We start from the raw sequence: 23,703 nt of genomic DNA on the forward strand, positions 1-23,703 counted from the left end.
TCCTGTTGCAATGAATTTTCAGAATACTAAATCCGTTTTATGAACAAAAATATTCTCTGATCAAACCACTTTGTTTTGCCATTAATAATACTTTTCCTTAATCCGTTAAATGTCCCGATTGTTGAAAAAAAGCTAATGACGATTGTTCAACTAAACTGCTCCGTTAGTAGAATAAGAAAAAGGATCGCCGCAGCAACTCTTTATAAAACTCGAGCACCCGTTGGCTGAATTAGAATACATTATATCTTTCTAACATCTTCCCATATTTTTTGTGCAATAGGTAAACACTCTTCTTTAGTGAAACTCCAGTCAAAAGCTTTCGTGAAGATTTCATCAATCCCTTCTGCAAGAGTATTTATAGAGTCAACTTTACCAAGTAAAGCAACAATCCTTCCTATCTCCATATCATATTCATCATCGGGGGCTGATGGTAGTAAACCAATCGGATCCCAATAATTAACACTTTTTTTAACTAAATTAAATAATTCATTGTATTTCTCTTTTAGTTCTTTATTTGACAATATGAACCTCTCCTTTGAAACAATATTCTAATTCCTTCTTTCACTAAACTGCCACTTTAGTGCAATAAAAAAGGGATTGCTGCAGCTATCCCATTCTTTAACTCTTGCACCCATTGGTGATCATGAGACCTCCATTAAAGACATTTTAATTTTGTTATTGCTTTAAGGACATCTCCTCTATGTTTCGAAAGTTTCATCCACTTTGGTAGTCTACTTTCAGCACTTAAATAATATAAGCCAGAAGGTCTCACTCGTTCTTTAATATAATTTTCTATATCGAAAAGATGTTCATAATTAAAGAACCAAAGTTTATGTCCGCAACATTGAGTTTGAAGATACAATGGCAAGCCAAAGTACCAATCCACTCCTTGTTTCACATCATATAATTCGTGGCTAAAAGCCCAAAGATTATCCCATCTTCGTTTCGGATGAATATCTTTGGTGTAGCCACATTTGACACATAACAACCGTTTTGATTCATGTCCCAAATATCTAGGATTATCTTTACCTTTTGCTTTATTTGGAGTGAAAATTCTAGCACAACTCCTACATTTAGGACACTGAACAAGAAACAAGTCTGAATAGGCTAATAACGTTGGACCTACACCATCAAGCATTAGAAACCATCACCTACTATCCGTAAACGTTATCCTAATTATAATTTATTTTTTATTATAAAAGTCGATTCTTATTAAACTAAACTGCCCCGTTCGTATTATAAGGTTAGCCAGAATGCTAAATATTCCTGGTTGACCATTTTTTATTTGGTCTTATTATAACAGTAGCCAGGGTAGAACGTAACTGCCCGTGGGGCTTTGACCCCGTCAGCTAAACGGTTCGCCCCCTACTTGTAGAAACATGATTGAGGCTGGTTGGGACTTAGATCTCGTATAACAAGCGAAGCTGTGACACTGCATGGAGGAATTAGGGGTACTGGCAAATTACTAGTTTAGGAGGAGGATTTAGAAATGAATCCAGTCATTGGTCTGGATATTTCAAAAGGGGAAAGTCAGGTTCAAGCATTTTTAGATAAAGGCAAACCATATCGTAAGAGTTTTAAAGTTTCTCATACCCTAGAAGGTCTTAGTTTACTTGTAGGTTTTCTTGAGGAAGTTAAGAGAGAAACAGGTAAGAAACCACCTGTCGTTTTAGAGGCAACAGGACATTATCATTCCTCTGTTGTTCAATACTTAGAGGACCGTGGATATTTAATGATTATTATTAATCCATTGATTTCTTATAAGGCTAAAAGTTCAAGTCTTCGAAAAGTAAAGACAGATGCGGTTGATGCTTACCTTCTTTGCGAACTGTTTTATAAAGAGGATCTAGAGCCATATAAAAAGCGAGGAATTCAACTTTTAAACCTTCGAAATCTAACAAGACAGCACGAGAATATGACTGGGGTATTAATCCAAACAAAGCTACAATTTCAAGCCATTCTGGACCAGGTCTTTCCTGAATATAGAGGGGTTTTTGGCGACTTATATTCAGTGGTATCACTCTTAACTCTTTCAGAGTTCCCCTCATCTGAAGATATATTAGAGGTAAGTGTAGAAACAATATCTGACAAAATCGCTCAATTATGTAAAAGTCGTTCATACAGTTGGGCTAATGAAAAAGCTATTCAACTCAAAGCTGCCGCAAACCGAAATCCGTTTGAAAAGACTTTGTATCAGAGTCATATATTGAGTCTTGGTATGTATATAAACATCATTCTTCAATACAAAGAGCACCTATCCAAGTTAAAGTCAGAGATAGATGTCCTTGCAAAAGAAGTAGAAGAATAGAATATTATCAAATCTATCCCTGGTATCGGAGAAAAGATCGCTGCAACAATCATTTCTGAAATTGGGGAGATAGATCGATTAACTGATCCTAAAAAGCTGGTAGCTTTCACTGGAGTTGATCCTAGTGTATTTGAATCTGGTAAGTTTACAGCCACTAAGAATAGAATCACAAAAAGAGGATCCAGCAGGTTTCGTCACGCCTTATATATGGCCGTTCGATGTGCTATACGTGACTGTCGCAAGAGCAAAACAAGCGTTGAGATCATTCCTCGTAATAGGAAATTACGAGAGTTCTATGATAAGAAACGTGAAGAAGGAAAACCCTTTAAAGTAGCTGTCATTGCCTGTGTAAATAAGCTCTTACATTGGATATTTGCCCTTCTAAAGAATAAAACAACTTTCCAAGATATAGATTAAAACCTATATCTAACTAAAAAACACATATCCTTCCAAAATTAGTCTAACGGAAGGATATTTGGCATGCACATTTTTAATATAGCATGAGATATTTTAAATTTTTATTGAAAAATATTGACAAACTATTAGCTGGTTTAGTTTAAGTGTAACAATTCACAATCATTTTTAAAGGTCTTAAATTCAAGACATTTCATTAATATTATTTTTATTAGTCATAAAAAATTATAAATCATTACGGTAATGACCAAAATGACCATATGACCACCTGCTCAACTAAAATAACATATTCGTATGATTGGAGGATTGTTATGAAGGGTACCGTTTTTAAAAGAGGAAACACCTGGACCTACGTAGTCGATATAGGTCGGGATCCCAAAACCGGTAAAAGGAAACAAAAGTCTAAAGGGGGCTTTAGAACAAAGAAGGAAGCTGACTCATCATTAAGGAAGCTATTAATGAAAGTCGAAGAAGATAGATATCTCGAACCTTCAAAAGAAATTTTTTCTACCTTCTTTGAGAAATGGTTCTTCCGGCATTATGCAAAAAGAGTTTCTATTACAACATATAACAGTAAGAAATATGTTGTTAAAAAGCATTTAATTGAAGATAACATTTTTAGTAACAAACCGATTTCCAAAATTACTACAAAAGATATTGATGACTTCTATGATATAAAACTGGATGAAGGCTTGGGCCCTGCTTATATTCGTATAATGCATAATCTATTAAGGCAGGCTTTTGAGCAAGCAAAGATATGGAATATGATCAATTTCAATCCGGTTATTAATGCATCTCCTCCTCCAATCAAAGATTGTGACATTGCTACATGGACAAAAGATGAGGTTAGCCGCTTTTTAAAATGTATCAAAAGTGAATCAATTTATATAGCCTTTGTTATCGCTATATATACAGGTTTACGGAGAGGTGAGGTACTAGGCTTAAAATGGACGGATATTGATTTTAAGACCCAGGTGATTAATATTCGTAGATCCCTTGCCTGTACAGATAATGGTTTAATTCTTAAAGAAGTTAAGACTAAAAGTTCAAGAAGACAAATATCAATTTCCCCATTTGTCATCAACGTGTTATTAGCACATAAAGAACAACAGGATAGTTTAAAGAAACGATTAGGATTAATTTTTAATGATGAGGACTTAGTTGTTACAGATGAATTAGGCGGAAGAAAGGATCCAAGAAATTTACTAAGACAAATGGAACGATTAACAAAAAAAGCAGGAGTAAAAAGGATATCCTTTCATGGCATAAGGCATACACACGCGACCCTGATGTTAACAAATGGAGAAAACATTAAAGTCGTCGCAGACCGCTTAGGACATAGTCGGGCATCTACAACGCTTAATTTCTATGCTCACTCTATTCCTGCTATGGATGCAAACGCTGCAATCTCATTTGAAAACTTTTTAAATAATGATTGTTAGCAAAATGTTAGCAATAGGCAAAATATAAACAACACATACAATACCCTAGGTAAAAAAAAAGGCTAAAAACCTTGATAAATCAAAGCTTTTAGCCTTTTTAAAATGATGACCTGTGAGGGGTTCGAACCCCCGACCTCAACCCTGTCAAGGTTGCGCTCTCCCAACTGAGCTAACAGATCGCTTATTAAGTACAAATATAATTATATTAAAATTCTCAAGAATGTCAATATCTTTTTATCATTTCTCCCACTTTAATAATACATTAAATGAATCCACTTTATTACGAGAACATATATTCCTATTTTACTTGTATGAAGAACTAATGTTCGGTTATAATATTTCTATAAAGTAGAAAGGAGTGTTTCACATGGATGGACTTTTGTTCCGGGCAATCGAAGAACATATGCCGTTAGAGATGATTTATCTTGCTGCGAACCAAGAAATATCACAGCGTAAGCTCATTGTAAAAGAAGTGCATGATGACTACATTCGCGCCTATTGTTTGACCAGAAAACAAATGCGCACCTTCAAACGGGAAAACATTTTATCGATTATGCCTGAATCTCGTTCCAAGCATCGCTATCTTCATTAATTCTCACTCTACCCCCACTAACATACAACCTACTATCAAAAGCTTTTCCTCAACACTTATGATAAAATGCACTTGTACTATTCGAATATAGGGGGATTTGTCGTAATGGAATTTCCAAAAGGCACAATTAAAGAACTTACCTTTCAAAGCTTGGAACTTGGTGAGGAGATGCAGCTCCTTGTCTATCTGCCCGCAAACTTCTCACCGCTATATAAATACTCTCTGTTAATCGCCCAGGATGGCCGGGATTATTTTCAACTAGGCAGAATCGGACGATTGGCAGACGAGTTTCTGTTTGAAAGAGAAATTGAAAATATCATCATTGTTGGGGTACCCTATAAGAATGTGGAAGACCGCCGGAGAAAATACCACCCAAATGGTGACCAAAATCAGCAATATATTCGCTTTCTTGCACATGAATTAGTTCCTTTTCTTGATAAAGAATTTCCTACTTATCATATGGGCTCGACAAGAGCGCTAATTGGCGATTCTTTAGGTGCCACAGTTTCGTTAATGACTGCCCTTGAGTACCCGCATACTTTTGGGAAGGTATTGCTCCAGTCGCCTTTTGTTAACGAACAGGTATTGAAATTGGTCAATGACTTTCAGGAAGCACAGCTTGTTGAAATTTATCATGTAATTGGTACTCAAGAAACAGAAGTAAAAACGACAGACGGAAAAACAAGTGATTTCCTTAGCCCCAACCGGGAGCTCTCAAAACTAATTGTAGATAAACCTTTTACATATTTTTATGAAGAATTTAATGGGAATCATACATGGACCCACTGGCAGCCGGATTTAAAACGAGCGCTTAAAATGTTATTTTAGACTTACGACTTTTGGCATAAGTTTTCAGCAAGTTATCTAAGTTATTTTATATATTTTGAAAATTTGCTATAATAATGAGAAAGCTTATTTTTCTGAAAAAATAATTTCATTTAATTGGAGGTAACCGTATGAAATTTGGTGTAGTTATTTTCCCATCAAAAAAGCTTCAAGACTTAGTGAATTCTTATCGTAAACGCTATGATCCGCATTATGCCCTTATTCCTCCACACCTAACGTTAAAAAATGCCTTTGAAGCAGCGGAAGAAGATGCAAAGGATTTTACCGATAAATTACGGCAAATTGCTAGTGATACAAAGCCATTCTCATTAAAAACATCTAAAATCAGCTCTTTTCAGCCTGTAAATAATGTCATCTATTTTAAAATAGATCCAACGGAAGAACTTACAAACCTACATTCTGAAATCAATCATGAATTTGGCAGACAAAATTCGGATTATGCCTTCGTGCCCCATATTACGATTGGTCAAAATCTTTCCAACGATGAGCACTCAGATGTATTTGGTTCACTGCGGATGACAAAAGTAAATCATGAAGAAACGATTGATCGCTTCCATCTGCTTTATCAATTAGAAAATGGTTCTTGGACCGTTTATGAAACATTTCGTCTTGGAAAGGAATAGGTTAAGGTGACCGTTAAAATTGTTGAAAATCAAAAAGAACTAAATGATGCTTTTACAGTAAGAAAGATTGTTTTCGTCGAAGAGCAAAATGTCCCGCTTGATGAGGAAATCGATCAATACGAGGATGAAGCAACACATTTTGTCATGTACCAAGACGATACGCCTGTTGGTGCTGGCAGATTCCGTGTCGTTGATGGTTACGGGAAAGTTGAACGGATTTGTGTTATGGAGGAAGCACGGAAGACGGGCGCCGGCAAGTCGATTATGAGAGCAATCGAAGGCTATGCTGATTCACAAGGTTTACACAAATTAAAGCTAAATGCCCAGACTCAAGCCATTCCTTTCTATGCTGGCCTTGGTTATGAAGTTGTCTCAGAGGAATTTTTGGATGCAGGTATTCCCCATAAAACGATGATTAAAGAAGTGTAACGTATATTTTGCACTTGCCTGGATTGAAGGTTTTCGGTTGCAAAACATGGAAATGATGAGTGGATTTAGCACTCGTCATTTTCTTGTTTCAGTACTAACGATTCCAATTGGCTACCATTTTTTCTTGGTTTCCGGCTCCAATAACCACGATTGGATACCGATTGTTTGCTTTTTTTATTGGATCGGGCTTCTATAACCTTTATTAGCGACCTTTCTCTCTCTTTTTCTATCGTTTAGGGCTCCTATAACCTCTATAAGCGACCATTCCCTCTCTTTTTCTTTCGTTTCGGGCTCCTATAACCTCTATAAGCGACCATTCCCTCTCCTTTTCTTTCGTTTCGGGCTCCTATAACCTCTATAAGCGACCTTTATCCCTCCTTTTCTATCGTTACGGGCTCCTATAACCTCTATAAGCGACCTTTCTCTCTCTTTTTCTTTCGTTTCGGGCTCCTATAACCTCTATAAGCGACCATTCCCTCTCTTTTTCTTTCGTTTCGGGCTCCTATAACCGTTATTAGTGTTTCTATACCTTTGATTAGAACACTTTCTTCCCTGCTTTCCCCCAGGTACTGTTCCTATAACCTTGATTGGAATACTTTCTCACTGGTTTTTCCCCATAAAGTGTTCCTATACCATTGATGAAGTAAGCTTTACCCTCTCTTTTGCAGCGATTTCAGGATTCTCCAATACCCCCGTATATTTCAAAAGCTTTTTTGGTAATTCTACTTTTGACTTACAATCTCCTTTCCGTTCCCAGCCGGTTTTGTTATGATAGAACATGTCTTACTTAAAGAAATAGAGGTTTATATATGAAAACAGCTATCTATCAAAATCAAACAATTGATCTGGAGAAACTTGCTCGAGGTCAATATCAAAAAATATTTCTCGCTGGAAAAAATGGTGAACTCCATTGCCCTGGTTGCAATGAGAAGGTGCGATTGTTTCTTGGTATACAGAGGAATCCCTATTTTTTTCACGTTCACTCTCCAGAAAAGCAATGTGCGGAGCCAATTACTCCAAGCGTTAATACGGAAGATACCGAATACTATATCGAGCGAAATGGATTTAAGATACCGCAAGGAAGGACCATTACAGCAACCTCTAAAGACCTAGAACTCTTCAAACCTGCAAAAAACATAGAATATGCCGTTCCGTTTAAACAAACAATCAGAGAAATTCAAAATGATTTTCCATCCTATTTACAAGAGCTTGCTGAAAATGGAACCATTCTTGATAAAAGTCAGGCAGCAGCAGTCATGGAAACGGAGGGTTCGTTACTAGTTCTTGCTGGTGCAGGAAGCGGTAAAACAAGGGTATTAACAGCACGGACAGCTTTTATGCTGGAAGTTAAACAAATCGACCCACGTAAAATCATGCTTGTTACCTTTACGTCTAAAGCAGCTGCCGAAATGAAGAACCGGTTGCTTTCCTATCCAAATATGAAACGGGAAAAAATCAATCGGCTCGTTACTGGTACGTTTCACAGTATTTTTTATCGTATTCTTATGTTCCATGATGGTGCGAATTGGTCGTCCAATAAACTGCTGAAAAAAGAATGGCAGCGAGATAAAATCCTAAAGGAAGCCGGTAAGGAGCTCAGCCTCTCTGAAAAAGAATTTGCCTATGATTTAGCACTGCAGCAAATCGGCTTTTGGAAAAACTCGCTTCTGTTTCCGAATGAGGTTAAGCCCGAAAACGAATGGGAAGAAAAGGCAAAGTTCCTTTATCAAAAATATGAACAATACAAACAACAACAGGGATTGTTTGATTTTGATGACATGCTCATCGGCTGCTATCAGCTTTTGAGCACATCACCTGAACTGCTCGAACAATATCAGAATCACTTTCATTATTTCTTAATTGATGAGTTTCAAGATGTAAACAAGGTACAATATGAGCTCATCAAATTGCTTTCTGGAAAACATCGAAATGTTTGTGCAGTTGGTGACGATGATCAGGCGATCTACTCTTTCAGGGGAAGTGATCCAACCTATTTGCTTAAGTTTGAAAGCGACTTTCCATATGCCAAAATGGTTACCTTAGACCAAAATTACCGATCCTCGCATGAAATTGTGAGTGCCGCCAATCAAATGATTGCCGCGAATAAAGTGAGAAGAACAAAGAAGATGAAGGCGCAATTTTCTTCCGGAACGCTGCCACTGTTATGTTTTCCACATGATGAAGAAGAAGAAGCGACGATGATTGTTACGGATATCCAGGAGCAAATATCTATGGGAGCGAACCCTGCCGATTTTGCGATTCTTTATCGAACTAATGCCGCCTCCCGTGCGGTGTTTGAGCGCTTAGCCAGCTCGAACCTCCCGTTTAAAATTGACCAAGATGCGGAAAGCTTTTACGATCGCTACATTGTCCGAAGCGCCCTTTCGTTTTTAAGGGTCAGCTTGAACGAAGATGACCCGCAGGCACTAGCAGATATTTTACCGTTATTATTTTTAAAACAGACGGTCCTTAAAGATTTAAAAGCGGAAAGCATCCTCAAAGACTGCAGTTTTCTTGATGCCCTTTCACACTTGAAAACAGCGCATGCCTTTCAAGAAAAAAAATTAAAAAAGGCGGTAACACTCATTCGTGGACTAAAGCATTTGTCACCTGCTTCAGCCCTTGAAAAAGTTGAACAAGACATTGGCTTTCTTGATTTTCTTAAGAAGCGAGGAAATGAGTCAAGTAAGCTTGAGAAAGGGTCAGATGACCTTAAGGATCTTAAAGTGGCGGCAAAGAGCTTTGATACAATCGAGGCATTGCTGGCACATGCCGAGCATATGTCAGCAATGAATAAGGAAATAAAGAATTTAAGCAAGCATTTTTCGGATGCTGTTAGCCTTAGCACCATCCACCGGGCGAAAGGACTTGAATACAAAACGGTATATATGATCGGTGCTGTAGATGGCAGCTTGCCACATGATTTTGCCCTGGAAGCTTATCGAAATGGCGACTTTACGGCAATCGAAGAAGAAAGAAGATTATTTTACGTTGCGATGACTCGTGCAAAGGAGAAGCTTTTTATTTCCGTGCCGAGCAGTAGAAGAGGAAAAAAGGCAAACCGCTCAAGGTTCTTAGCCCCCATTAATAAAAAGAAGAAGACCGATTCCTAAAGTTAGGAACAGATCTTCTTTTTTTATTTTTTATTCATCATGTTTGCGATTGTATTAAAGTCAAGCTGCTTTCCATCGTTAATGATGGATTTAACAATTTGATCTTCCATATCTTTACTCACCGGTTTATTGGCAATTTGAGAAACTCTTCGAATGACACTACGGACCGTTTTTTCGTCTTTAAAATTAGCATGCTGTAAGGAGTTAGCTAAATCAAAGATATCTTTCATGTTAACTCCCGTTTTCTTTTCTATGTTTTTAAAGAACCCATTATCCATATTCAAAACTCACACTCCTTCATAAACTACTTTATTGTATGAAGGGAGAAGGAATTTGTGAATAGAAGGTAAAGAAAGGGCTGGCCCATTTTGAGGCCAACCCCTTCCATCGAAGCAAGCTTAGTGTTTATTAAATGAAGCTTGCACCGACAATGATTAAAAGGATGAACAATACGACGATTAATACGAAAGTAGAACCTCCTCCGTAACCGTAACCGCCACCGCCGTAGCCGTAGCCGCCATATCCAAAGCACATAGACTGTCACCTCACTTAAGTATTCTCATTAATAACATATGAAATTACTTAATAATGTGTATAGGCATGACAACCTATTCAAAATATAGGATATAAAATGTACATTTCACCCTTTAGGTTTAAAAATAAGTGCCCCAATAAATCCAAAAATAATGGCAGCGGAGATTCCAGAGCTTGTCACTTGAAACATTCCTGTTAATACTCCAATGATTCCATGCACCTCCGCATCCTGCATTGCCCCATGGACTAAGGAATTTCCAAAGCTGGTAATCGGTATGGTCGCCCCGGCACCGGCAAAATCAACCAATGGCTCATACAGCCCGAATCCATCCAATACCGCTCCAATAACGACGAGCAGGCTTAAGGTATGTCCCGGAGTTAGTTTTGCTACATCAAATAATAGCTGCCCAATGACACAGATGATCCCACCGACAACAAATGCCCAAAAAAACATTGCAAGCATTGACTCACCCCTTTTCTTCATTCATCTCAATCGCTACTGCATGGGCAATACATGGAATGGATTCGTTTTGCTGAAAGCTGAGCGGAGACAATAATGCTCCCGTTGCTACTACTAACATTCGTTTATACGTCCCCTTTTTTAACTGATTTAGGAGATGTCCATATAAAACAGTTGCTGAACACCCTGCACCACTTCCCCCAGACTGAACCGGTTGATCCTCTTTATACATTAATAAGCCGCAATCCTGAAATTGTTTTCGTTGCAAATTCAGGCCGCTTTTGTTGAGCAATTCAAATGCAGTGTCATGGCCGACTCTGCCAAGGTCACCAGTCACAATTAAATCATAATGTGATGGGTCCAATTGCATGTCACGGAAATGTGCAATAATTGTATCTGCTGCGGCCGGGGCCATCGCCCCGCCCATATTAAATGGGTCTGTTAGGCCCATATCAATGACTTTCCCGATGGTTGCTGAGGTTGTCACGGGATGCTGCTTCCCAGTCTCATTAGGCTCGACAAGGGCTGCTCCGGCACCGGTTATTGTCCACTGTGCTGTTGGAGGCTTCTGTCCGCCATATTCTGTCGGATAGCGGAATTGCTTTTCTACTGCTGCATTATGGCTTGAAGCACCTGTCAGAACGTATTTTGCCCCCTGGTAGTTTACGACAAAAGAGGAGAGGGCTAACCCTTCCATTGAGGTAGAGCAAGCCCCAAAAAGACCGAAATAAGGAATCTGCATCGTTCTTGCGGCGAAACTCGTTGGTGTTATTTGATTAATTAGATCCCCGGCAAATAAAAATTGCACCTGTTCTTTTTGGACATTCCCTTTTTGCAAGGCCACTTTAATGGCCTCTTCAAGCAATAAACGATGTGCTTTTTCGTAGGACTCTTTTCCCATCCATAAGTCTTCATATAATAAATCAAAATCATTCGCCAATTTGCCATTTGCTTCAAATGGTCCACCCGTTACACCAGTGGCTGTGATCATTGGCCGATTTGCGAAAACCCATGATTGATGCCCTCTTAGCAATTACAAAACCCCCCAAATAACGAGTAGCGATTTAACCAATGCAACAACAAAAGCAGAGAATACTCCAAATAAAATTACTGAGCCTGCAAGCTTAAACATATTCCCGCCTACACCTAGCACAAACCCTTCGGTCCGGTGTTCAATCGCTGCCGAGATCACAGCGTTTCCAAAACCGGTAACAGGCACAGCACTTCCTGCACCTGCAAATTGCCCAAGACGATCGTAAACTCCAAATCCTGTTAGTAACATGGAGAAAAAGACCATCGTTGCCACAGTAGGATTTCCTACACTCTGTTCTGTAAAATTAAAAAAATATATGTAAAAATAACTGACGGCTTGGCCAATCATGCATATAAGACCGCCAACAAAAAATGCCTTGATACAATTTTTCAATATCGGCCTCTTTAACTCATGTTTTTGCTGCAGTGCTTGATAATTCCGCTGCTGAGGAGTCATATTTTGTTTTTGTTCCTTGGTTGCCATCCTCATTCTTCCTTTCCTACTTTAAGTCTTCTGTCATTTTCACGATTTTCTTAAAACGCTTTTCAGCCTCTTGCTGTGAAAACTTTGCGGAATTCATTCGCTCATCAAGCCTTATGGTTTCCAGAAAAATCTTATAATCGCTTGATACAGTGAAGTTTTCTTTCGGATATTTTTCTTCAAGCATTTTGTTTACATTCTTTTCGATTTTTTTCATTTTAAACCGGTGCAAATGCTTCACCTTATAAACAACGAGTGTATCCTTTTTACCCTTCACAACGGCAACATCGTAAAGTTCAGGTAACGCGCTTACGTCCTTTTTAATTTCATCCACCCTGTTGCTGCTTTTCGTTTTGTCCGTCATGACCGGGTTAGGATTCGTCGTTTTCAACAGTGCTAATTTACTTTCCTTTTGCGGTTGATTATGAGAACAGGCTGCCAATAAAAATAAACAAGTGAGCAAAACCAATCGATATCTTGTGGCCATTTTATCCCTTTCCTTGTTCCATTTTTTAAAGTTACTATTATCAAGTAGTTTTTTCACATTGCCAAAAATTATGACTAGATTCCTTAATTTTTGCTTTCCAATCACATTTGCAAAAAAAAACTGCCAGATCTCCAGCAGTTTTACCTTTTACTTGGATGTCTTTTTTCCGCATCCGCAGCCTTTTTTTCTTTTTGAGTTTGACGATTGACTGGTTTTCGTTGTTTGCTTGCTCTGTTTTTTGTGATTCATTTTTTCTCTCCCTCGGCTAATCAATTCTTTTCCTACTAGTTAGAATATGAAGAAAATAAATGTCTTGTCTCAGCGAAAGAATTATTTTTCGATAAAATACTGTACAACTAATTCCAATATCGAAGCAATACCTGCAACAGCTAAAATAAGCAAAATTGGTGCAGCAATGGCTGGAGATAGATAAAATAAAGCTACAATGAGGGCTGCCGCCCAGATACCGGAACACCAATAACAACTGAGTAGTTCACCAAAAAATTTCTTGACCCCAGTTTTCTTTGGAAGGTAATAAACCTCCATTTCCCCAACCTCATCTTCCTCCTTTATTTCATCAAAAAAGGGATCGCGAATAAATTCGGTTATTTTATCAAAAACAAGTAATCTTGTCAGCCTAAAAGTTGCCAGTGATAAAATAAGCAAGTTTAAAAAGGTAATTTTCATAACGAATTGATCCTTTCTTTTACAATTACTGCTTACATCCGCCTAATTTTTCCAAACAAGGCAATTGTCCGTAACCCAAAAGCGCTCTGTGAAATATGTTAGTAATGTAAGATATATATCACGGAATAAGGAGGAAAAATAAATGGGTTGTGGAAATAATCATGACGATTTTCGCAGTGGTAACTGCGTGTGTGAAGTAGTTCGTGCCATCAAAGATATCCAAGATAATGCTGTAGAAGAAGAAGAATCTTCAGAATGTTCCAGTTGTTTTACCGAACCATTAGGAGCTATGGTGTCACCGGCTAGGAGAGAACCGGTTGATACACGGGTATTTGTATTAAGTACGGCTGATGGGTCGCCATTTCATGCATTTTTAACGCACGAAGGCAATGCTTGTGTATCCATCTACTTCCGCGTAGAAGAAGTATTTGACAATTGTTGTGCTACACTTCGTGTGTTAGTGCCTGGACACCGCGATAGCAGTGGACACTTTGCTCCGGTAAACCTTGTTTCTAGCAGCGACAAGTGTTGCGTAGACCTTACAAAGGTTTGCCAGGTTGACAGATTCCGCGCTAGCAGAGATTGTATTACAGTCGACTTAAGATGCTTCTGTGCAGTTCAATGTATCGCAGACGTTAACCTAGGACTGTTTAATTAAGAAATGCGGAAGCGCCTTGACAATGGGCGTGAGTCTAGACGAGCAGGCAAGAAGGTTGCTCTTTAACCTTCTTGCCTGCTTGGCTGTAGACCCCAGATCCCCTAGGCGCTGAAGCTGGACAAAATAAAAGCGGCCACCTGAAATGAGCCAGTCGTAAATCGGCTGGCTTTTTTACTTTCTAAACCTTTTTAATCCCAATCATGATGACATCCTTTAATTCCTCGAACGGGATGGTCTTGGATGTTTGATCATGGAATTGAATGGTTACTTGATGATGGTCGTACTCTTTTAAGTAACCTTGATAATTTTCTTCAGTGGTATAAAAGTTGCATGGAACAGGGGGAAGTACTTTTGGGAAGTTGATTAGGTAGTCTAAGCGCTCCTTTAATTCCATTTCTTTAAAGGGTTTAACCCTGCTAAATGAAGCTCGCTGTTGATGGACAGCTTGCGGATTTTCTGATTTAACTACTTCAATTGGTATAAGTTCTTGGAAAAGCTCCTTTTTCGCAAGGGAAATTTTCTTTTGGTTTTCGTTTCCGAGTGGCAGTTCTTCTTGTGGTTCCTGTTTCTCCTTGTTTGTATATATTTCCTGCATGTTGTTATTTGTTGGAGTCCTTGAAAAAGGCTGATGGACATATAAAAGCGGTCCTTTACTCCTTATTTTCGACATGCATCACACCTCCTATTTAACGTAATCCTACACATTATATGTATGCGAAATGCCTATACCCGTTCACAAGGAATTTCATTCAAATATATGAATACATAACAAAAGCCCGCTTTTTTTAAGCGGGCTTTTTTCCTTTTATTAAAGAATATGGAATCCGGAATCAACGTGAATGTTTTCGCCGGTAATTCCACGAGAAAGGTCACTGAAAAGGAATAAGGCAGTGTCACCGACTTCTTCTGGTGTAGTTGTTTTGCGTAATGGTGCTCTTTCTTCAATCTCATTTAAAATGGAATTGAATTCTCCGATCGCTTTTGCTGATAAGGTACGGATTGGGCCAGCGGAAATAGAATTAACACGAATCCCGTCTTTTCCAAGGTCAGCAGCTAAATAACGGACGCTTGCATCTAAGGACGCTTTCGCTACACCCATAACATTATAATTCGGAATGGCACGTTCGCCGCCTAAATAGGTTAACGTTACAATACTGCCGCCTTCAGCCATCAAGCCGCGTGCTTCTTTTGCAACAGCTGTTAAAGAAAAGGCACTGATATTTTGTGCTAGCAGGAATCCATCCCTGGATGTGTTGACAAATTCCCCTTTTAACTCCTCTGTTTTTGCAAAGGCAATGCAATGTGCCAGACCATGAATTGTACCAACTGCCTCTTTTATTTCTGCAAAACAAGTTGCAATAGCTTCATCGCTTGTTACATCACATGGTAGTACAAGTGTTCCTTCTGCTTCCAAAGAATCAGCTAATTCACGAACACTGCTCGCAATTCTTTCACCTGCATAGGTAAAAATTAATCTTGCTCCCGCATTGTGCAGTGAGCGGGCAATTCCCCATGCAATACTTCGTTTATTGGCAACACCCATTACGACAAATGTTTTTCCTGTTAAAGAAAGATTCATTATAAAAAGTCCTCCTACACTATAAATACAAGTTATTAGTACTTGGTACTAATCTTACACTAAATCGTCACAAATGAAAAGCATGTGATTTTTCAAAAAAGATCTTTACATTTTTAACATGTTTCGCAAAATTCCAATTCCCTTTTCAACTCGGCTACATATTCCTTCGAGCCGGTTACGATCAGACGGTCATGCATCTGCAATTCTGTGTCACCATGGGGTACAATCGAATCCTTTTCCCTAAAAATCCTCACAAAAATGATATCACCCGTAAAGGGAAATCTTCGTAATGGCATCCCCTCAAACTGTGTATTCAGCATGACAATTTCAAAAAGACCTTCCTCCTCGTTCGTGAGGATGTTAATCAAGGTTGGTGATTCGATTAACGCCCGGAGAAGCGTCTTCGAAGATTTAAAGGCAGAGAACACTTCGATTTTATGCTCACGCAGACTTTGCTCTAAATCAGGACTTTCAATTCGAGCGATAACTCTTGGTACTCGATTCTCTTTCACCGCAATCGACAGTGTTGCATTCAAATTCTCATCCCCGGTTGAAATGACCACAACCTCTGATTGATACACCTTCGTTTTTGCAATCGTTTCGATTGAATAATCGGGGATTTCCACAATGTTAAATAAGGAATTGGCAATTTGTTTTTCGGATTTTTCCATCTTTGTATGATAAAGAATCGGATCGTAAAGTCCGGACTTTAACTCCAATGATACCGGCAGTGTGACCTGATTTGCTCCTAAGAAAGCGACATTGACTTTTTTGATTGCTGCAGCTTCCTTAGGAAACAGCTTTTTAAAAACAATTGGTGTAAAAATGGACGTGATGACAGCCACAAGAATAAGTGTCCCCTTCATGTGCTCAGTAATAACCCCAATCCTTTCTCCAATCGTTGCTGCAGCGACGACGAGTGAAAGGGTGGAAGTAAGTAAAAAGCCGGAAGAAATAACTGTTTTTACATCGTACCAGATTTTTAAAAGATATACCGGTACAAGCTTTGATAGGAGCAGCCCAATCAATAAGAGCGGGATTAAAAGCAGAAGCTTTTTTTCACTAAAAAGCGACCAAATATCGAGATTTACCCCAACCATCACGAAAAAAATAGGAATTAAAAACCCATATCCAAAGGAATCCAGCTTATGTACAAGCTCCTGGTTGGGAGATAATAACGATACGAGAACTCCCGCTAAAAAGGCACCGAGGATGTTTTCAGCACCGACTGTTTCGGATAAACCGACTAATACAATAATAAGTGTGAACACGGCTCTTGTTCCGATTTGTACAGTTCCTGTCGATAATGTCTCGATAAAGGTATGATTTTTAAACCTTTTTCCAACAAAATAAAGGACGATACCTGCTGCAAACAAAATCAAAAGCAGCCATGTATTTCCATGCCCCGCTTCATTAAGTGAGACAAATATGGCAAGTAAAATCATGGTTACTAAATCAGCAATGACGGCAACCAGTAAAATAATTTGCCCGATTACTGTTTTCATTAGGTGGGCCTCTTTTAAGGTTGGGACAACCACACCTAATGAAATAGTCGAAATGATCAATGTCATTAAGAAGGCATTATCGATAAAACCTGCCATGACAAAGAAATAGGACAGTCCAAGAGAAAAGATAAAGATTCCCGTAAAAATGGCCGTTGCAACAGCAAAGGCATTTGGTTCCTTTTTTCCATTTGGGAGGACCTCCCGCTTTTTGCTGCCAGTAAAAGCAGTAAAATCTATTTCAAGTCCACTTAAAAACATAAGAAAAATAAAGCCGAGCGTCGAAAGAGTGGAGAGCCACACATCTTGATGAACGACATTGAAGCCGCTTTTTCCAATGATCAGACCCATAATGATTTCAGCAACGACTACGGGGATAAAATTCAATTTAAATCGATGCAGGATTATTGGAGTCAAAAATGCCATTGTCACAACAACAAGTAAAGAAATGACGGATACATGTTGTTCCATTTTTGTACCACCTCTCAATCTAATAATAAAAATAAACTTATTCACAAAAACTAATAAACAGGAGGTGCCATCTTATGAAAATTGATATAATCGGTGATATCCATGGATGTTTTACGGAATTTAAGGAGCTTACGTTAAAGCTAGACTACAGATGGGAAACTGGAATCCCCGTTCACCCTGAAAACAGGGTGCTCGGTTTCGTTGGTGACTTAACTGACAGAGGGCCAGAATCTATAAAGGTGATTGAGCTTGTATGGGAGCTGGTAATCAGGCTTAAACAGGCATACTACACACCCGGAAATCATTGCAATAAGTTATACCGCTTCTTTCTCGGGAACAAAGTACAAGTTGCCCACGGTCTCGAAACAACTGTCGCAGAATATGAATCATTATATAAAAAAGATCAGCAATCCATTCGAAAAAAATTTATTGAGCTATATGAAAAGGCACCACTTTATTTAGTATTCGACAATGAAAAGCTGATTATTGCCCATGCTGGAATTAAGCAGGAATTTATCGGGCAAACACATGTAAAAGTCAAAAAATTTGTTCTTTACGGCGATATTACCGGTGAAAAGCATCCTGACGGCTCACCTGTTAGAAGAGATTGGGCGAAATCCTATCACGGCAATTTCTCTATAGTTTACGGACATACGCCAGTTACTAAGCCGCGAATCCTCAATAATACATATAACATCGATACCGGTGCCGTTTTCGGCGGCAAGCTTACCGCATTAAGGTACCCTGAAATGGAATTGATTTCTGTTTCTTCTACTATGCCATATGTCGAGGGAAAATTTAAACAATTTGATTGAAAAATAAGACAAGACTGCCCCTCTAGAAAAGCCGGGCAGCCTCTAAAATTGCACTCATATCCAAAGGGAGTGGTGTCGTAAAGATCATTTCCTCTCCCGAAAATGGGTGCTTAAATTTGATTTTCTTACAATGAAGGGCTTGCCTGCCAATTAACGATACATCTCCCCCGTACAAATCATCACCGAGCAATGGATGGCCGAGATAGGACATATGAACCCTAATTTGATGTGTACGGCCCGTTTCAAGCTGTAACTCAATATATGTAAACAGACGATGCCTCTCAATTACTTGGTAATGGGTACAGGCATATTGACCGCCCTCACGTACTTCTCTTTCAATAATGCTGTCTTCTTTACGGCCAATCGGTTCCTCAATTGTACCATAGTCAGCTGCAAGCAACCCACCTGCAAAAGCCTCATAAGTCCTTTTAACCTGCCCCTTTTGCTGCATTTTGCTTAACAAATGATGGGCATGGCGATGCTTGGCAATCAACACAATCCCGGAAGTATCCCTGTCAAGCCGGGTGACGATGTGAGATGTCGCCTCAAGCCCAATGATCCCATAGTAACCGACAAGCGCATTGGCAAGACTCCCTGTAGGGTGTTCCCTCGAGGGAATCGTATTCATACCCGCGGGTTTGAAGACAACAAGAAGATATTCGTCTTCAAATAAAATGGTTAAAGGAATATCCTCACCCTGAACGCCCTCGCTTGGCTGCTCTGCAGGAAAAATAACTGATAGCACATCACCCGCTATTAACTTGTATCGGACATTTACTTCTTCTTTATTTACTTGAATGCTCCCACCCTTAAACTTGATATCGGTTAAGGCAGTACGAGAGATCTCTTCATTTTTTAAAAAATCCTTAATGAGCTGTCCTGCATCGCTATCATCAATTACCCAATTCAATTGAAATCGAGAAGGCGTCATACCGGTCCCCTCCCTCAATCCGAAATAAACGAGTCATGAACTCTTTTCCAGAATGGAAACGGTCTGAAGCGGGCGAAACGAATTTTTTCTTCCGGCACCCTGAATTGAATCGATTTTACATCTTTATGAAGCAATGTCAGGTGGTCAATTGTAACCTGAAAATCAGAGCGGTTAACGGGTTTCAGCATACAGTTATGATGTGCCGGAAGGATGAGCGGTGAACCTACAGTTCTAAACACCTTATTATTAATCGATGCCATTTCCGCCACTTGAATGGCAGAAATCGACGGATGGATAATCGCCCCGCCAAGTGCTTTATTATAAGCCGTGCTGCCCGAAGGGGTTGAAACGCATAGACCATCGCCGCGAAACCGTTCAAAATGCTGTCCACGGATTTCGACATCCATAACGAGTGTCCCCTCAACACTTTTTACAGTGGATTCGTTAAGTGCTAAATATCTTGATTCCTTCCCAGCATGCGAGTAGCGAATGATGACCTCAAGCAACGGGTATTCGACGACTTGATAAGGAGTTTTAGCAATAGCGATCACAAGCTTTTCGATTTCATCTGGAATCCAGTCGGCATAAAAACCGAGATGACCGGTATGGATTCCAACAAATGCAGTTTTACTTAAACGGCTGCTATAGCGATGAAAAGCATAAAGCAACGTCCCATCTCCGCCAATGGAAACAACGATATCGGGTTGGTCCTCATCGTAAATAAGATCAAAATCAAGTAAATACGTCCTCATTTTGTGCATCAATATGTTTGATTTTTGATCTCCTTTTGAAGTAATCGCAAATTTCATATTTTTATGCTCCTTGTATTGAATGGCTTTCAATTGACGGTCTATTCACTAGTTTTTTTCCTCTTGCTTCAATTCTTTCTTTCTTGTAAAAAAGGCTTGAGCTTCCTGGATTTCTCCGCGGATTAACGACATTTCCTCGTCAAGACGAAAAGCCGCTTCAGCAGCTCTTTGCAGTCTCATTTGGATATCTGTTGGAAATATCCCTTTGTACTTATAGTTAAGCGAATGTTCAATTGTCGCCCAAAAATTCATCGCCAGCGTTCTAATTTGAATTTCAGCAAGAATTTTCTTTTCGCCATGAATGGTTTGAACGGGGTATCGAATGACAACATGGTATGAGCGGTATCCGCTCGTCTTTTTATGGGAAATATAATCTCTTTCCTCCACGATCTCCAAATCATTGCGGTTTCTTAATAAATTGACAACCATATGTATATCATCGACAAATTGGCACATGATCCGCATGCCAGCAATATCCTGCATTTCTTCTTCCAAACTCTCAAGCGGAATTCCTTTTTGATTCGCTTTATCGAGAATACTTGCGATTGGTTTAACACGGCCTGTAACAAATTCAATTGGTGAATGAGAAGAATCCAGTTCAAATTGCCCTCTCATTCCCTTTAATTTTATTTTCAGCTCTGAAACAGCCTGTTTATATGGGGCTAGAAATTGATCCCAATGCTTCATGATTCCACCTCGATGCAAACAAATTGTGTTTAGAAAAGCGCAAGCGCCTTGGTCAGGGCGACCAGCACAAGACGAGACGGCGGGAAGGTTGCACTTTAACCTTCTCGACGGATTGGCTTGTGACCTCGAGCCCCTAGGCGCTGGAGCTAGACAGTGAAGATTCCCTCAACTTTTTTAACCATATCATCACCATAGTTACTATTACCTTTAATATTGCTAATTACATATTCTAATTCCTCATGAAAATTGATTAGCTCTATTTGTTCTTCATTAAATGATAGCCATATTGGTTTCTTTTCCTCATTTGCATCCTTTAGGAACGGCCAGATATGTTCAGGTAAAACGATATATGTATAATCTTCCTGATCCTCCATAATGTAAATGAATGAGGATTGGTCAGAATCCACAAGAATCTGTCCCCCTGGAATTAACCCATTAATGGATTCATTAGTTTCTACTAATAGCGTATTTTCTGTTATGATTGCCTTTAGGATTGTTATTCTTTTCTTCATCTCTTTACCTCCATCTTTCACCTTCCTATTTTAGCATAATTCACCCATTTCTCCCAAGGATTGCAGTTTAAATATAAGCGGATGCTGCTGAAGGTGGACAGTCATCAACGTTCATAGATATTATTAAATTACACCTTTGTGAAAGGATGACTTACGATGTCACAAAATATTGAAATCGAATTTAAAAATATGCTCACAAAAAAGGAATATGAACGGTTACTAAAGGAATTCAACATTGATGAAACGCAAATTTTCTCTCAGGAAAACCACTACTTTGATACACCTGATTTTGCTTTAAAGAGCTTAGGGGCCGCATTAAGAATTCGAAAAAAAGACGGAGCTTACGAGATGACCCTTAAGCAGCCAGCTGCGGTTGGACTTCTTGAAACCAATCAAAATTTAACTGCAGATGAAACGTCTTTGGCAGTTAAACTTGGAAGTCTTCCAGACGGAATCGTCCAAAAATTAATTGAGGAAAATGGAATCCCTTTTTCCAAAATGGAGTATTTTGGCTCGCTGGTCACACATAGGGTTGAAATTGACTACAAGAATGGAGTACTTGTTTTCGACCATAGTTCCTATCTTGGTATGGAAGATTATGAATTAGAATATGAAGTTGAAGACTATCAAGCAGGACTGAAATTTTTTAAAGACCTCCTTGCACAATTTATGATACCAGAACGTAAAACTGAAAATAAAATTCATCGTTTTTATTATCAAAAATTCAAACAGTATGAAATATAAACTGACGACATTAAAAAAGGAGCTTTTTACCATTTGATTAGTTCCTCCTCTTTTCACTAAGAAACTAACACATTGTGTACATTAATAACGTGTTTAGCTTAAAAATAACCCTTTTCTAGGCAATTCATTTGAGATATGAAATAGGCATTGTTAAAATATGAATACAAAAGACATTAAAGGGGTTGTCAACATGATTGAGAAAAAGCTTACACCATTTGAGGCCATTGGTGAAGATACATTAAACCGTCTTGTCGACACTTTTTATGGCCTCGTTGCACAACATCCTGATCTTGCTTCAATATTCCCGAATCAATTTACAGAAATAGCAAGAAAGCAAAAACAATTCTTAACACAATATTTAGGCGGTCCGCCGATTTATACAGAGGAGCATGGACATCCGATGATGCGTGCGCGTCATTTGCCATTTCCCGTTACAGCAACACGTGCAAAAGCATGGTTATCTTGTATGAAAAACGCAATGGATATGATTGGCTTACAAGGTCCACTTAGAGATGAATTTTACTATCGGCTTCATCTTACAGCGCAGCATATGATTAACACGCCTGATGAAGGCGAGATACAAGGTGAAAATAGTGAGTAATTCTAAATTGCCCGGCTCCAAGAAGCGTTGCAGCGGCAGTGATAAAAAACCTATTGAAATTTATATGTTTATTGATCCTCTATGCCCTGAATGTTGGGCACTTGAGCCGATTTTAAAAAAATTGCAAATTGAATATGGACGATATTTTTCAATAAAACATGTTTTAAGCGGTCGGTTAGCCGATTTAAATTTAAGTAAAAAAAAGAACTATGAAAATATTGCACACCTTTGGGAAAAGACGGCAAGCAGAACGGGAATGTCATGTGATGGCAGCTTGTGGTTAGAGAATCCAGTGGATAATCCTTATACCGTTTCAATCGCCCTAAAAGCAGCTGAATTACAAGGAAGGCGCGCCGGCTTTCGTTTTCTTCGTAGAATTCAAGAAATGTTATTTTTAGAAAAGCAAAATACTTCTGATCTTGAGGTGTTAAAAGAGTGTGCCGACCATTCAGGATTGGATGTAGAAGAGTTCATGGCAGATATTCATTCTGAAAGTGCCGCCAAAGCCTTCCAATGTGATTTGAAAATTACTTCTGAAATGGATGTTTTTGAAATTCCTACTCTCGTATTCTTTAATGAAAATTCAGAGGATGAAGGGATCAAAATTACCGGTTCCTATCCATACGAGGTGTATGTTCAAATATTAGAAGAAATGCTTTCTGAAAAGCCTGTAAAATCTTCACCGCCGCCTTTAGAAACGTTTATGATGTTTTTTAAATTTGTGGCTTCAAAAGAAATTGCCGTTGTGTACAATATGTCAATTACGCAAATTGAACGGGAAATGAAAAAGCTGCTGTTAAAGCAAGTAGTGGAACAAATTCCTGCAAAATACGGAACATTTTGGAGATATATTGAAGATTAATCAAATGTCGGTTTGTCGTGAACCGACATTTCTTAATTCATTCGTGAAAACGAAAATGCCTTGCAGCATTTAGCTCTGCAAGGC

Annotated in this window: 28 protein-coding genes, 1 tRNA gene and 1 pseudogene; 13 read left to right on the top strand and 17 right to left on the bottom strand. The window is 38.8% G+C overall.

The genetic code is table 11. The features are described 5' to 3' along the window. Positions 1-239 precede the first annotated feature (239 nt). A complete protein-coding gene (locus tag ACIQXV_RS24745; protein WP_402963396.1) occupies positions 240-521 on the bottom strand; it encodes a DUF1871 family protein in 282 nt (93 codons plus the stop codon). Between the two features lie 134 nt (positions 522-655). Next, on the bottom strand, positions 656-1,138 hold the full coding sequence (locus ACIQXV_RS24750) for a hypothetical protein (RefSeq protein WP_402963399.1): 483 nt from the start codon (positions 1,136-1,138) through the stop codon (positions 656-658). 351 nt (positions 1,139-1,489) lie between these two features. Here ACIQXV_RS24750 and ACIQXV_RS24755 point away from each other — a divergent pair. Both ACIQXV_RS24755 and ACIQXV_RS24760 read left to right on the top strand, forming a co-directional pair. Continuing rightward, a pseudogene (locus tag ACIQXV_RS24755) lies at positions 1,490-2,725 on the top strand (IS110 family RNA-guided transposase). Between the two features lie 308 nt (positions 2,726-3,033). Continuing rightward, entirely contained in the window at positions 3,034-4,164 is a 1,131-nt protein-coding gene (locus tag ACIQXV_RS24760) for a site-specific integrase (protein ID WP_402963402.1), read from the top strand. Positions 4,165-4,270: 106 nt separating this feature from the next. Here ACIQXV_RS24760 and ACIQXV_RS24765 read toward each other — a convergent pair. Beyond that, positions 4,271-4,343 (bottom strand) — tRNA-Val (locus ACIQXV_RS24765). Positions 4,344-4,531: 188 nt separating this feature from the next. Between ACIQXV_RS24765 and ACIQXV_RS24770 the strand changes: the two genes are divergently transcribed. The 6 genes from ACIQXV_RS24770 to ACIQXV_RS24795 all read left to right on the top strand — a co-directional run bounded on the left by ACIQXV_RS24770 (position 4,532) and on the right by ACIQXV_RS24795 (position 9,767). Next, entirely contained in the window at positions 4,532-4,756 is a 225-nt protein-coding gene (locus ACIQXV_RS24770; protein ID WP_402963405.1) for a WYL domain-containing protein, read from the top strand. A gap of 105 nt (positions 4,757-4,861) precedes the next feature. Next, a complete protein-coding gene (locus tag ACIQXV_RS24775) occupies positions 4,862-5,584 on the top strand; it encodes an alpha/beta hydrolase (RefSeq protein WP_402963408.1) in 723 nt (240 codons plus the stop codon). A gap of 128 nt (positions 5,585-5,712) precedes the next feature. Then, positions 5,713-6,225 (top strand): YjcG family protein, encoded by a 513-nt coding sequence (locus tag ACIQXV_RS24780; protein WP_402963411.1) that lies wholly within the window; start codon positions 5,713-5,715, stop codon positions 6,223-6,225. Between the two features lie 6 nt (positions 6,226-6,231). Further along, entirely contained in the window at positions 6,232-6,654 is a 423-nt protein-coding gene (locus ACIQXV_RS24785) for a GNAT family N-acetyltransferase (protein WP_402963414.1), read from the top strand. Positions 6,655-6,691: 37 nt separating this feature from the next. Next, positions 6,692-6,850, top strand: coding sequence for a hypothetical protein (locus ACIQXV_RS24790; RefSeq protein ID WP_402963417.1), 159 nt, complete (start codon positions 6,692-6,694; stop codon positions 6,848-6,850). A gap of 613 nt (positions 6,851-7,463) precedes the next feature. After that, positions 7,464-9,767: a UvrD-helicase domain-containing protein gene (locus ACIQXV_RS24795; protein WP_402963420.1), complete on the top strand. Its 2,304-nt coding sequence runs from the start codon at positions 7,464-7,466 to the stop codon at positions 9,765-9,767. 23 nt (positions 9,768-9,790) lie between these two features. On the opposite strand, the gene spoVIF is transcribed toward ACIQXV_RS24795, so the two are convergent. The 7 genes from spoVIF to ACIQXV_RS24830 form a co-directional block, all read right to left on the bottom strand. Beyond that, entirely contained in the window at positions 9,791-10,045 is a 255-nt protein-coding gene (spoVIF, locus tag ACIQXV_RS24800; RefSeq protein ID WP_402963614.1) for a sporulation-specific transcription regulator SpoVIF, read from the bottom strand. Between the two features lie 130 nt (positions 10,046-10,175). After that, positions 10,176-10,301, bottom strand: a complete 126-nt coding sequence (locus tag ACIQXV_RS24805) for a YjcZ family sporulation protein (RefSeq protein ID WP_402963423.1) — start codon at positions 10,299-10,301, stop codon at positions 10,176-10,178. 106 nt (positions 10,302-10,407) lie between these two features. Beyond that, on the bottom strand, positions 10,408-10,764 hold the full coding sequence (spoVAE, locus tag ACIQXV_RS24810) for a stage V sporulation protein AE (protein ID WP_402963426.1): 357 nt from the start codon (positions 10,762-10,764) through the stop codon (positions 10,408-10,410). Between the two features lie 4 nt (positions 10,765-10,768). After that, on the bottom strand, positions 10,769-11,794 hold the full coding sequence (gene spoVAD, locus ACIQXV_RS24815) for a stage V sporulation protein AD (RefSeq protein WP_402963429.1): 1,026 nt from the start codon (positions 11,792-11,794) through the stop codon (positions 10,769-10,771). Continuing rightward, positions 11,795-12,277 (bottom strand): stage V sporulation protein AC, encoded by a 483-nt coding sequence (spoVAC, locus tag ACIQXV_RS24820; RefSeq protein WP_402963432.1) that lies wholly within the window; start codon positions 12,275-12,277, stop codon positions 11,795-11,797. A 16-nt stretch (positions 12,278-12,293) separates the two neighbouring features. Continuing rightward, on the bottom strand, positions 12,294-12,761 hold the full coding sequence (locus ACIQXV_RS24825) for a YhcN/YlaJ family sporulation lipoprotein (protein ID WP_402963435.1): 468 nt from the start codon (positions 12,759-12,761) through the stop codon (positions 12,294-12,296). A 330-nt stretch (positions 12,762-13,091) separates the two neighbouring features. Beyond that, positions 13,092-13,448, bottom strand: coding sequence for a DUF1360 domain-containing protein (locus ACIQXV_RS24830; RefSeq protein WP_402963438.1), 357 nt, complete (start codon positions 13,446-13,448; stop codon positions 13,092-13,094). 142 nt (positions 13,449-13,590) lie between these two features. Between ACIQXV_RS24830 and ACIQXV_RS24835 the strand changes: the two genes are divergently transcribed. Then, positions 13,591-14,106, top strand: coding sequence for a CotY/CotZ family spore coat protein (locus tag ACIQXV_RS24835; protein ID WP_402963441.1), 516 nt, complete (start codon positions 13,591-13,593; stop codon positions 14,104-14,106). 178 nt (positions 14,107-14,284) lie between these two features. Here ACIQXV_RS24835 and ACIQXV_RS24840 read toward each other — a convergent pair whose 3' ends face one another. The 3 genes from ACIQXV_RS24840 to ACIQXV_RS24850 form a co-directional block, all read right to left on the bottom strand. After that, complete coding sequence (locus ACIQXV_RS24840; protein ID WP_402963444.1) at positions 14,285-14,776, bottom strand: CotO family spore coat protein; 492 nt, start codon at positions 14,774-14,776, stop codon at positions 14,285-14,287. 138 nt (positions 14,777-14,914) lie between these two features. Continuing rightward, on the bottom strand, positions 14,915-15,685 hold the full coding sequence (fabI, locus tag ACIQXV_RS24845) for an enoyl-ACP reductase FabI (protein ID WP_402963447.1): 771 nt from the start codon (positions 15,683-15,685) through the stop codon (positions 14,915-14,917). A 113-nt stretch (positions 15,686-15,798) separates the two neighbouring features. Continuing rightward, entirely contained in the window at positions 15,799-17,658 is a 1,860-nt protein-coding gene (locus ACIQXV_RS24850; RefSeq protein WP_402963450.1) for a cation:proton antiporter domain-containing protein, read from the bottom strand. Positions 17,659-17,732: 74 nt separating this feature from the next. On the opposite strand from ACIQXV_RS24850, the gene prpE reads away from it, so the two are divergent. Then, positions 17,733-18,473, top strand: coding sequence for a bis(5'-nucleosyl)-tetraphosphatase PrpE (gene prpE / locus ACIQXV_RS24855; RefSeq protein ID WP_402963453.1), 741 nt, complete (start codon positions 17,733-17,735; stop codon positions 18,471-18,473). 22 nt (positions 18,474-18,495) lie between these two features. Here the strand turns inward: prpE and ACIQXV_RS24860 are convergent, their stop codons facing one another. The 4 genes from ACIQXV_RS24860 to ACIQXV_RS24875 all read right to left on the bottom strand — a co-directional run bounded on the left by ACIQXV_RS24860 (position 18,496) and on the right by ACIQXV_RS24875 (position 21,412). Continuing rightward, the gene (locus tag ACIQXV_RS24860; protein WP_402963456.1) at positions 18,496-19,404 is read right to left on the bottom strand and encodes an RluA family pseudouridine synthase; all 909 of its coding nucleotides are present in this window, start codon (positions 19,402-19,404) and stop codon (positions 18,496-18,498) included. Between the two features lie 14 nt (positions 19,405-19,418). Continuing rightward, positions 19,419-20,213: an NAD kinase gene (locus ACIQXV_RS24865; protein WP_402963459.1), complete on the bottom strand. Its 795-nt coding sequence runs from the start codon at positions 20,211-20,213 to the stop codon at positions 19,419-19,421. A 48-nt stretch (positions 20,214-20,261) separates the two neighbouring features. Then, positions 20,262-20,900, bottom strand: a complete 639-nt coding sequence (gene yjbM / locus ACIQXV_RS24870) for a GTP diphosphokinase (protein WP_402963462.1) — start codon at positions 20,898-20,900, stop codon at positions 20,262-20,264. 146 nt (positions 20,901-21,046) lie between these two features. Then, positions 21,047-21,412: a UPF0738 family protein gene (locus ACIQXV_RS24875; protein WP_402963465.1), complete on the bottom strand. Its 366-nt coding sequence runs from the start codon at positions 21,410-21,412 to the stop codon at positions 21,047-21,049. A gap of 156 nt (positions 21,413-21,568) precedes the next feature. On the opposite strand from ACIQXV_RS24875, the gene ACIQXV_RS24880 reads away from it, so the two are divergent. The 3 genes from ACIQXV_RS24880 (at position 21,569) to ACIQXV_RS24890 (ending at position 23,619) form a co-directional block, all read left to right on the top strand. Continuing rightward, on the top strand, positions 21,569-22,156 hold the full coding sequence (locus ACIQXV_RS24880; protein ID WP_402963468.1) for a CYTH domain-containing protein: 588 nt from the start codon (positions 21,569-21,571) through the stop codon (positions 22,154-22,156). A 190-nt stretch (positions 22,157-22,346) separates the two neighbouring features. Beyond that, complete coding sequence (locus tag ACIQXV_RS24885) at positions 22,347-22,757, top strand: globin domain-containing protein (RefSeq protein WP_402963471.1); 411 nt, start codon at positions 22,347-22,349, stop codon at positions 22,755-22,757. Next, positions 22,741-23,619, top strand: coding sequence for a ClpXP adapter SpxH family protein (locus ACIQXV_RS24890; protein ID WP_402963474.1), 879 nt, complete (start codon positions 22,741-22,743; stop codon positions 23,617-23,619). The genes ACIQXV_RS24885 and ACIQXV_RS24890 overlap by 17 nt, the downstream gene beginning before the upstream one ends. Positions 23,620-23,703 lie beyond the last annotated feature (84 nt).

The organism is Neobacillus sp. NPDC097160 (assembly GCF_044762155.1).
Lineage (GTDB): Bacteria > Bacillota > Bacilli > Bacillales > Cytobacillaceae > Neobacillus.

Excerpts from the sequence above, each read along its gene's own strand:
- ACIQXV_RS24825 (WP_402963435.1), bottom strand. The coding sequence starts at position 12,761 with ATGGCCACAAGATATCGATTGGTTTTGCTCACTTGTTTATTTTTATTG.
- ACIQXV_RS24760 (WP_402963402.1), top strand. The coding sequence starts at position 3,034 with ATGAAGGGTACCGTTTTTAAAAGAGGAAACACCTGGACCTACGTAGTC.
- ACIQXV_RS24770 (WP_402963405.1), top strand. The coding sequence starts at position 4,532 with ATGGATGGACTTTTGTTCCGGGCAATCGAAGAACATATGCCGTTAGAG.
- spoVAC (WP_402963432.1), bottom strand. The coding sequence starts at position 12,277 with ATGGCAACCAAGGAACAAAAACAAAATATGACTCCTCAGCAGCGGAAT.
- spoVIF (WP_402963614.1), bottom strand. The coding sequence starts at position 10,045 with ATGGATAATGGGTTCTTTAAAAACATAGAAAAGAAAACGGGAGTTAAC.
- ACIQXV_RS24860 (WP_402963456.1), bottom strand. The coding sequence starts at position 19,404 with ATGACGCCTTCTCGATTTCAATTGAATTGGGTAATTGATGATAGCGAT.
- ACIQXV_RS24885 (WP_402963471.1), top strand. The coding sequence starts at position 22,347 with ATGATTGAGAAAAAGCTTACACCATTTGAGGCCATTGGTGAAGATACA.
- prpE (WP_402963453.1), top strand. The coding sequence starts at position 17,733 with ATGAAAATTGATATAATCGGTGATATCCATGGATGTTTTACGGAATTT.
- ACIQXV_RS24795 (WP_402963420.1), top strand. The coding sequence starts at position 7,464 with ATGAAAACAGCTATCTATCAAAATCAAACAATTGATCTGGAGAAACTT.
- ACIQXV_RS24880 (WP_402963468.1), top strand. The coding sequence starts at position 21,569 with ATGTCACAAAATATTGAAATCGAATTTAAAAATATGCTCACAAAAAAG.
- ACIQXV_RS24840 (WP_402963444.1), bottom strand. The coding sequence starts at position 14,776 with ATGTCGAAAATAAGGAGTAAAGGACCGCTTTTATATGTCCATCAGCCT.
- fabI (WP_402963447.1), bottom strand. The coding sequence starts at position 15,685 with ATGAATCTTTCTTTAACAGGAAAAACATTTGTCGTAATGGGTGTTGCC.
- ACIQXV_RS24750 (WP_402963399.1), bottom strand. The coding sequence starts at position 1,138 with ATGCTTGATGGTGTAGGTCCAACGTTATTAGCCTATTCAGACTTGTTT.
- ACIQXV_RS24775 (WP_402963408.1), top strand. The coding sequence starts at position 4,862 with ATGGAATTTCCAAAAGGCACAATTAAAGAACTTACCTTTCAAAGCTTG.
- ACIQXV_RS24780 (WP_402963411.1), top strand. The coding sequence starts at position 5,713 with ATGAAATTTGGTGTAGTTATTTTCCCATCAAAAAAGCTTCAAGACTTA.
- ACIQXV_RS24805 (WP_402963423.1), bottom strand. The coding sequence starts at position 10,301 with ATGTGCTTTGGATATGGCGGCTACGGCTACGGCGGTGGCGGTTACGGT.
- ACIQXV_RS24830 (WP_402963438.1), bottom strand. The coding sequence starts at position 13,448 with ATGAAAATTACCTTTTTAAACTTGCTTATTTTATCACTGGCAACTTTT.
- spoVAE (WP_402963426.1), bottom strand. The coding sequence starts at position 10,764 with ATGCTTGCAATGTTTTTTTGGGCATTTGTTGTCGGTGGGATCATCTGT.
- yjbM (WP_402963462.1), bottom strand. The coding sequence starts at position 20,900 with ATGAAGCATTGGGATCAATTTCTAGCCCCATATAAACAGGCTGTTTCA.
- ACIQXV_RS24865 (WP_402963459.1), bottom strand. The coding sequence starts at position 20,213 with ATGAAATTTGCGATTACTTCAAAAGGAGATCAAAAATCAAACATATTG.
- ACIQXV_RS24875 (WP_402963465.1), bottom strand. The coding sequence starts at position 21,412 with ATGAAGAAAAGAATAACAATCCTAAAGGCAATCATAACAGAAAATACG.
- ACIQXV_RS24835 (WP_402963441.1), top strand. The coding sequence starts at position 13,591 with ATGGGTTGTGGAAATAATCATGACGATTTTCGCAGTGGTAACTGCGTG.
- ACIQXV_RS24850 (WP_402963450.1), bottom strand. The coding sequence starts at position 17,658 with ATGGAACAACATGTATCCGTCATTTCTTTACTTGTTGTTGTGACAATG.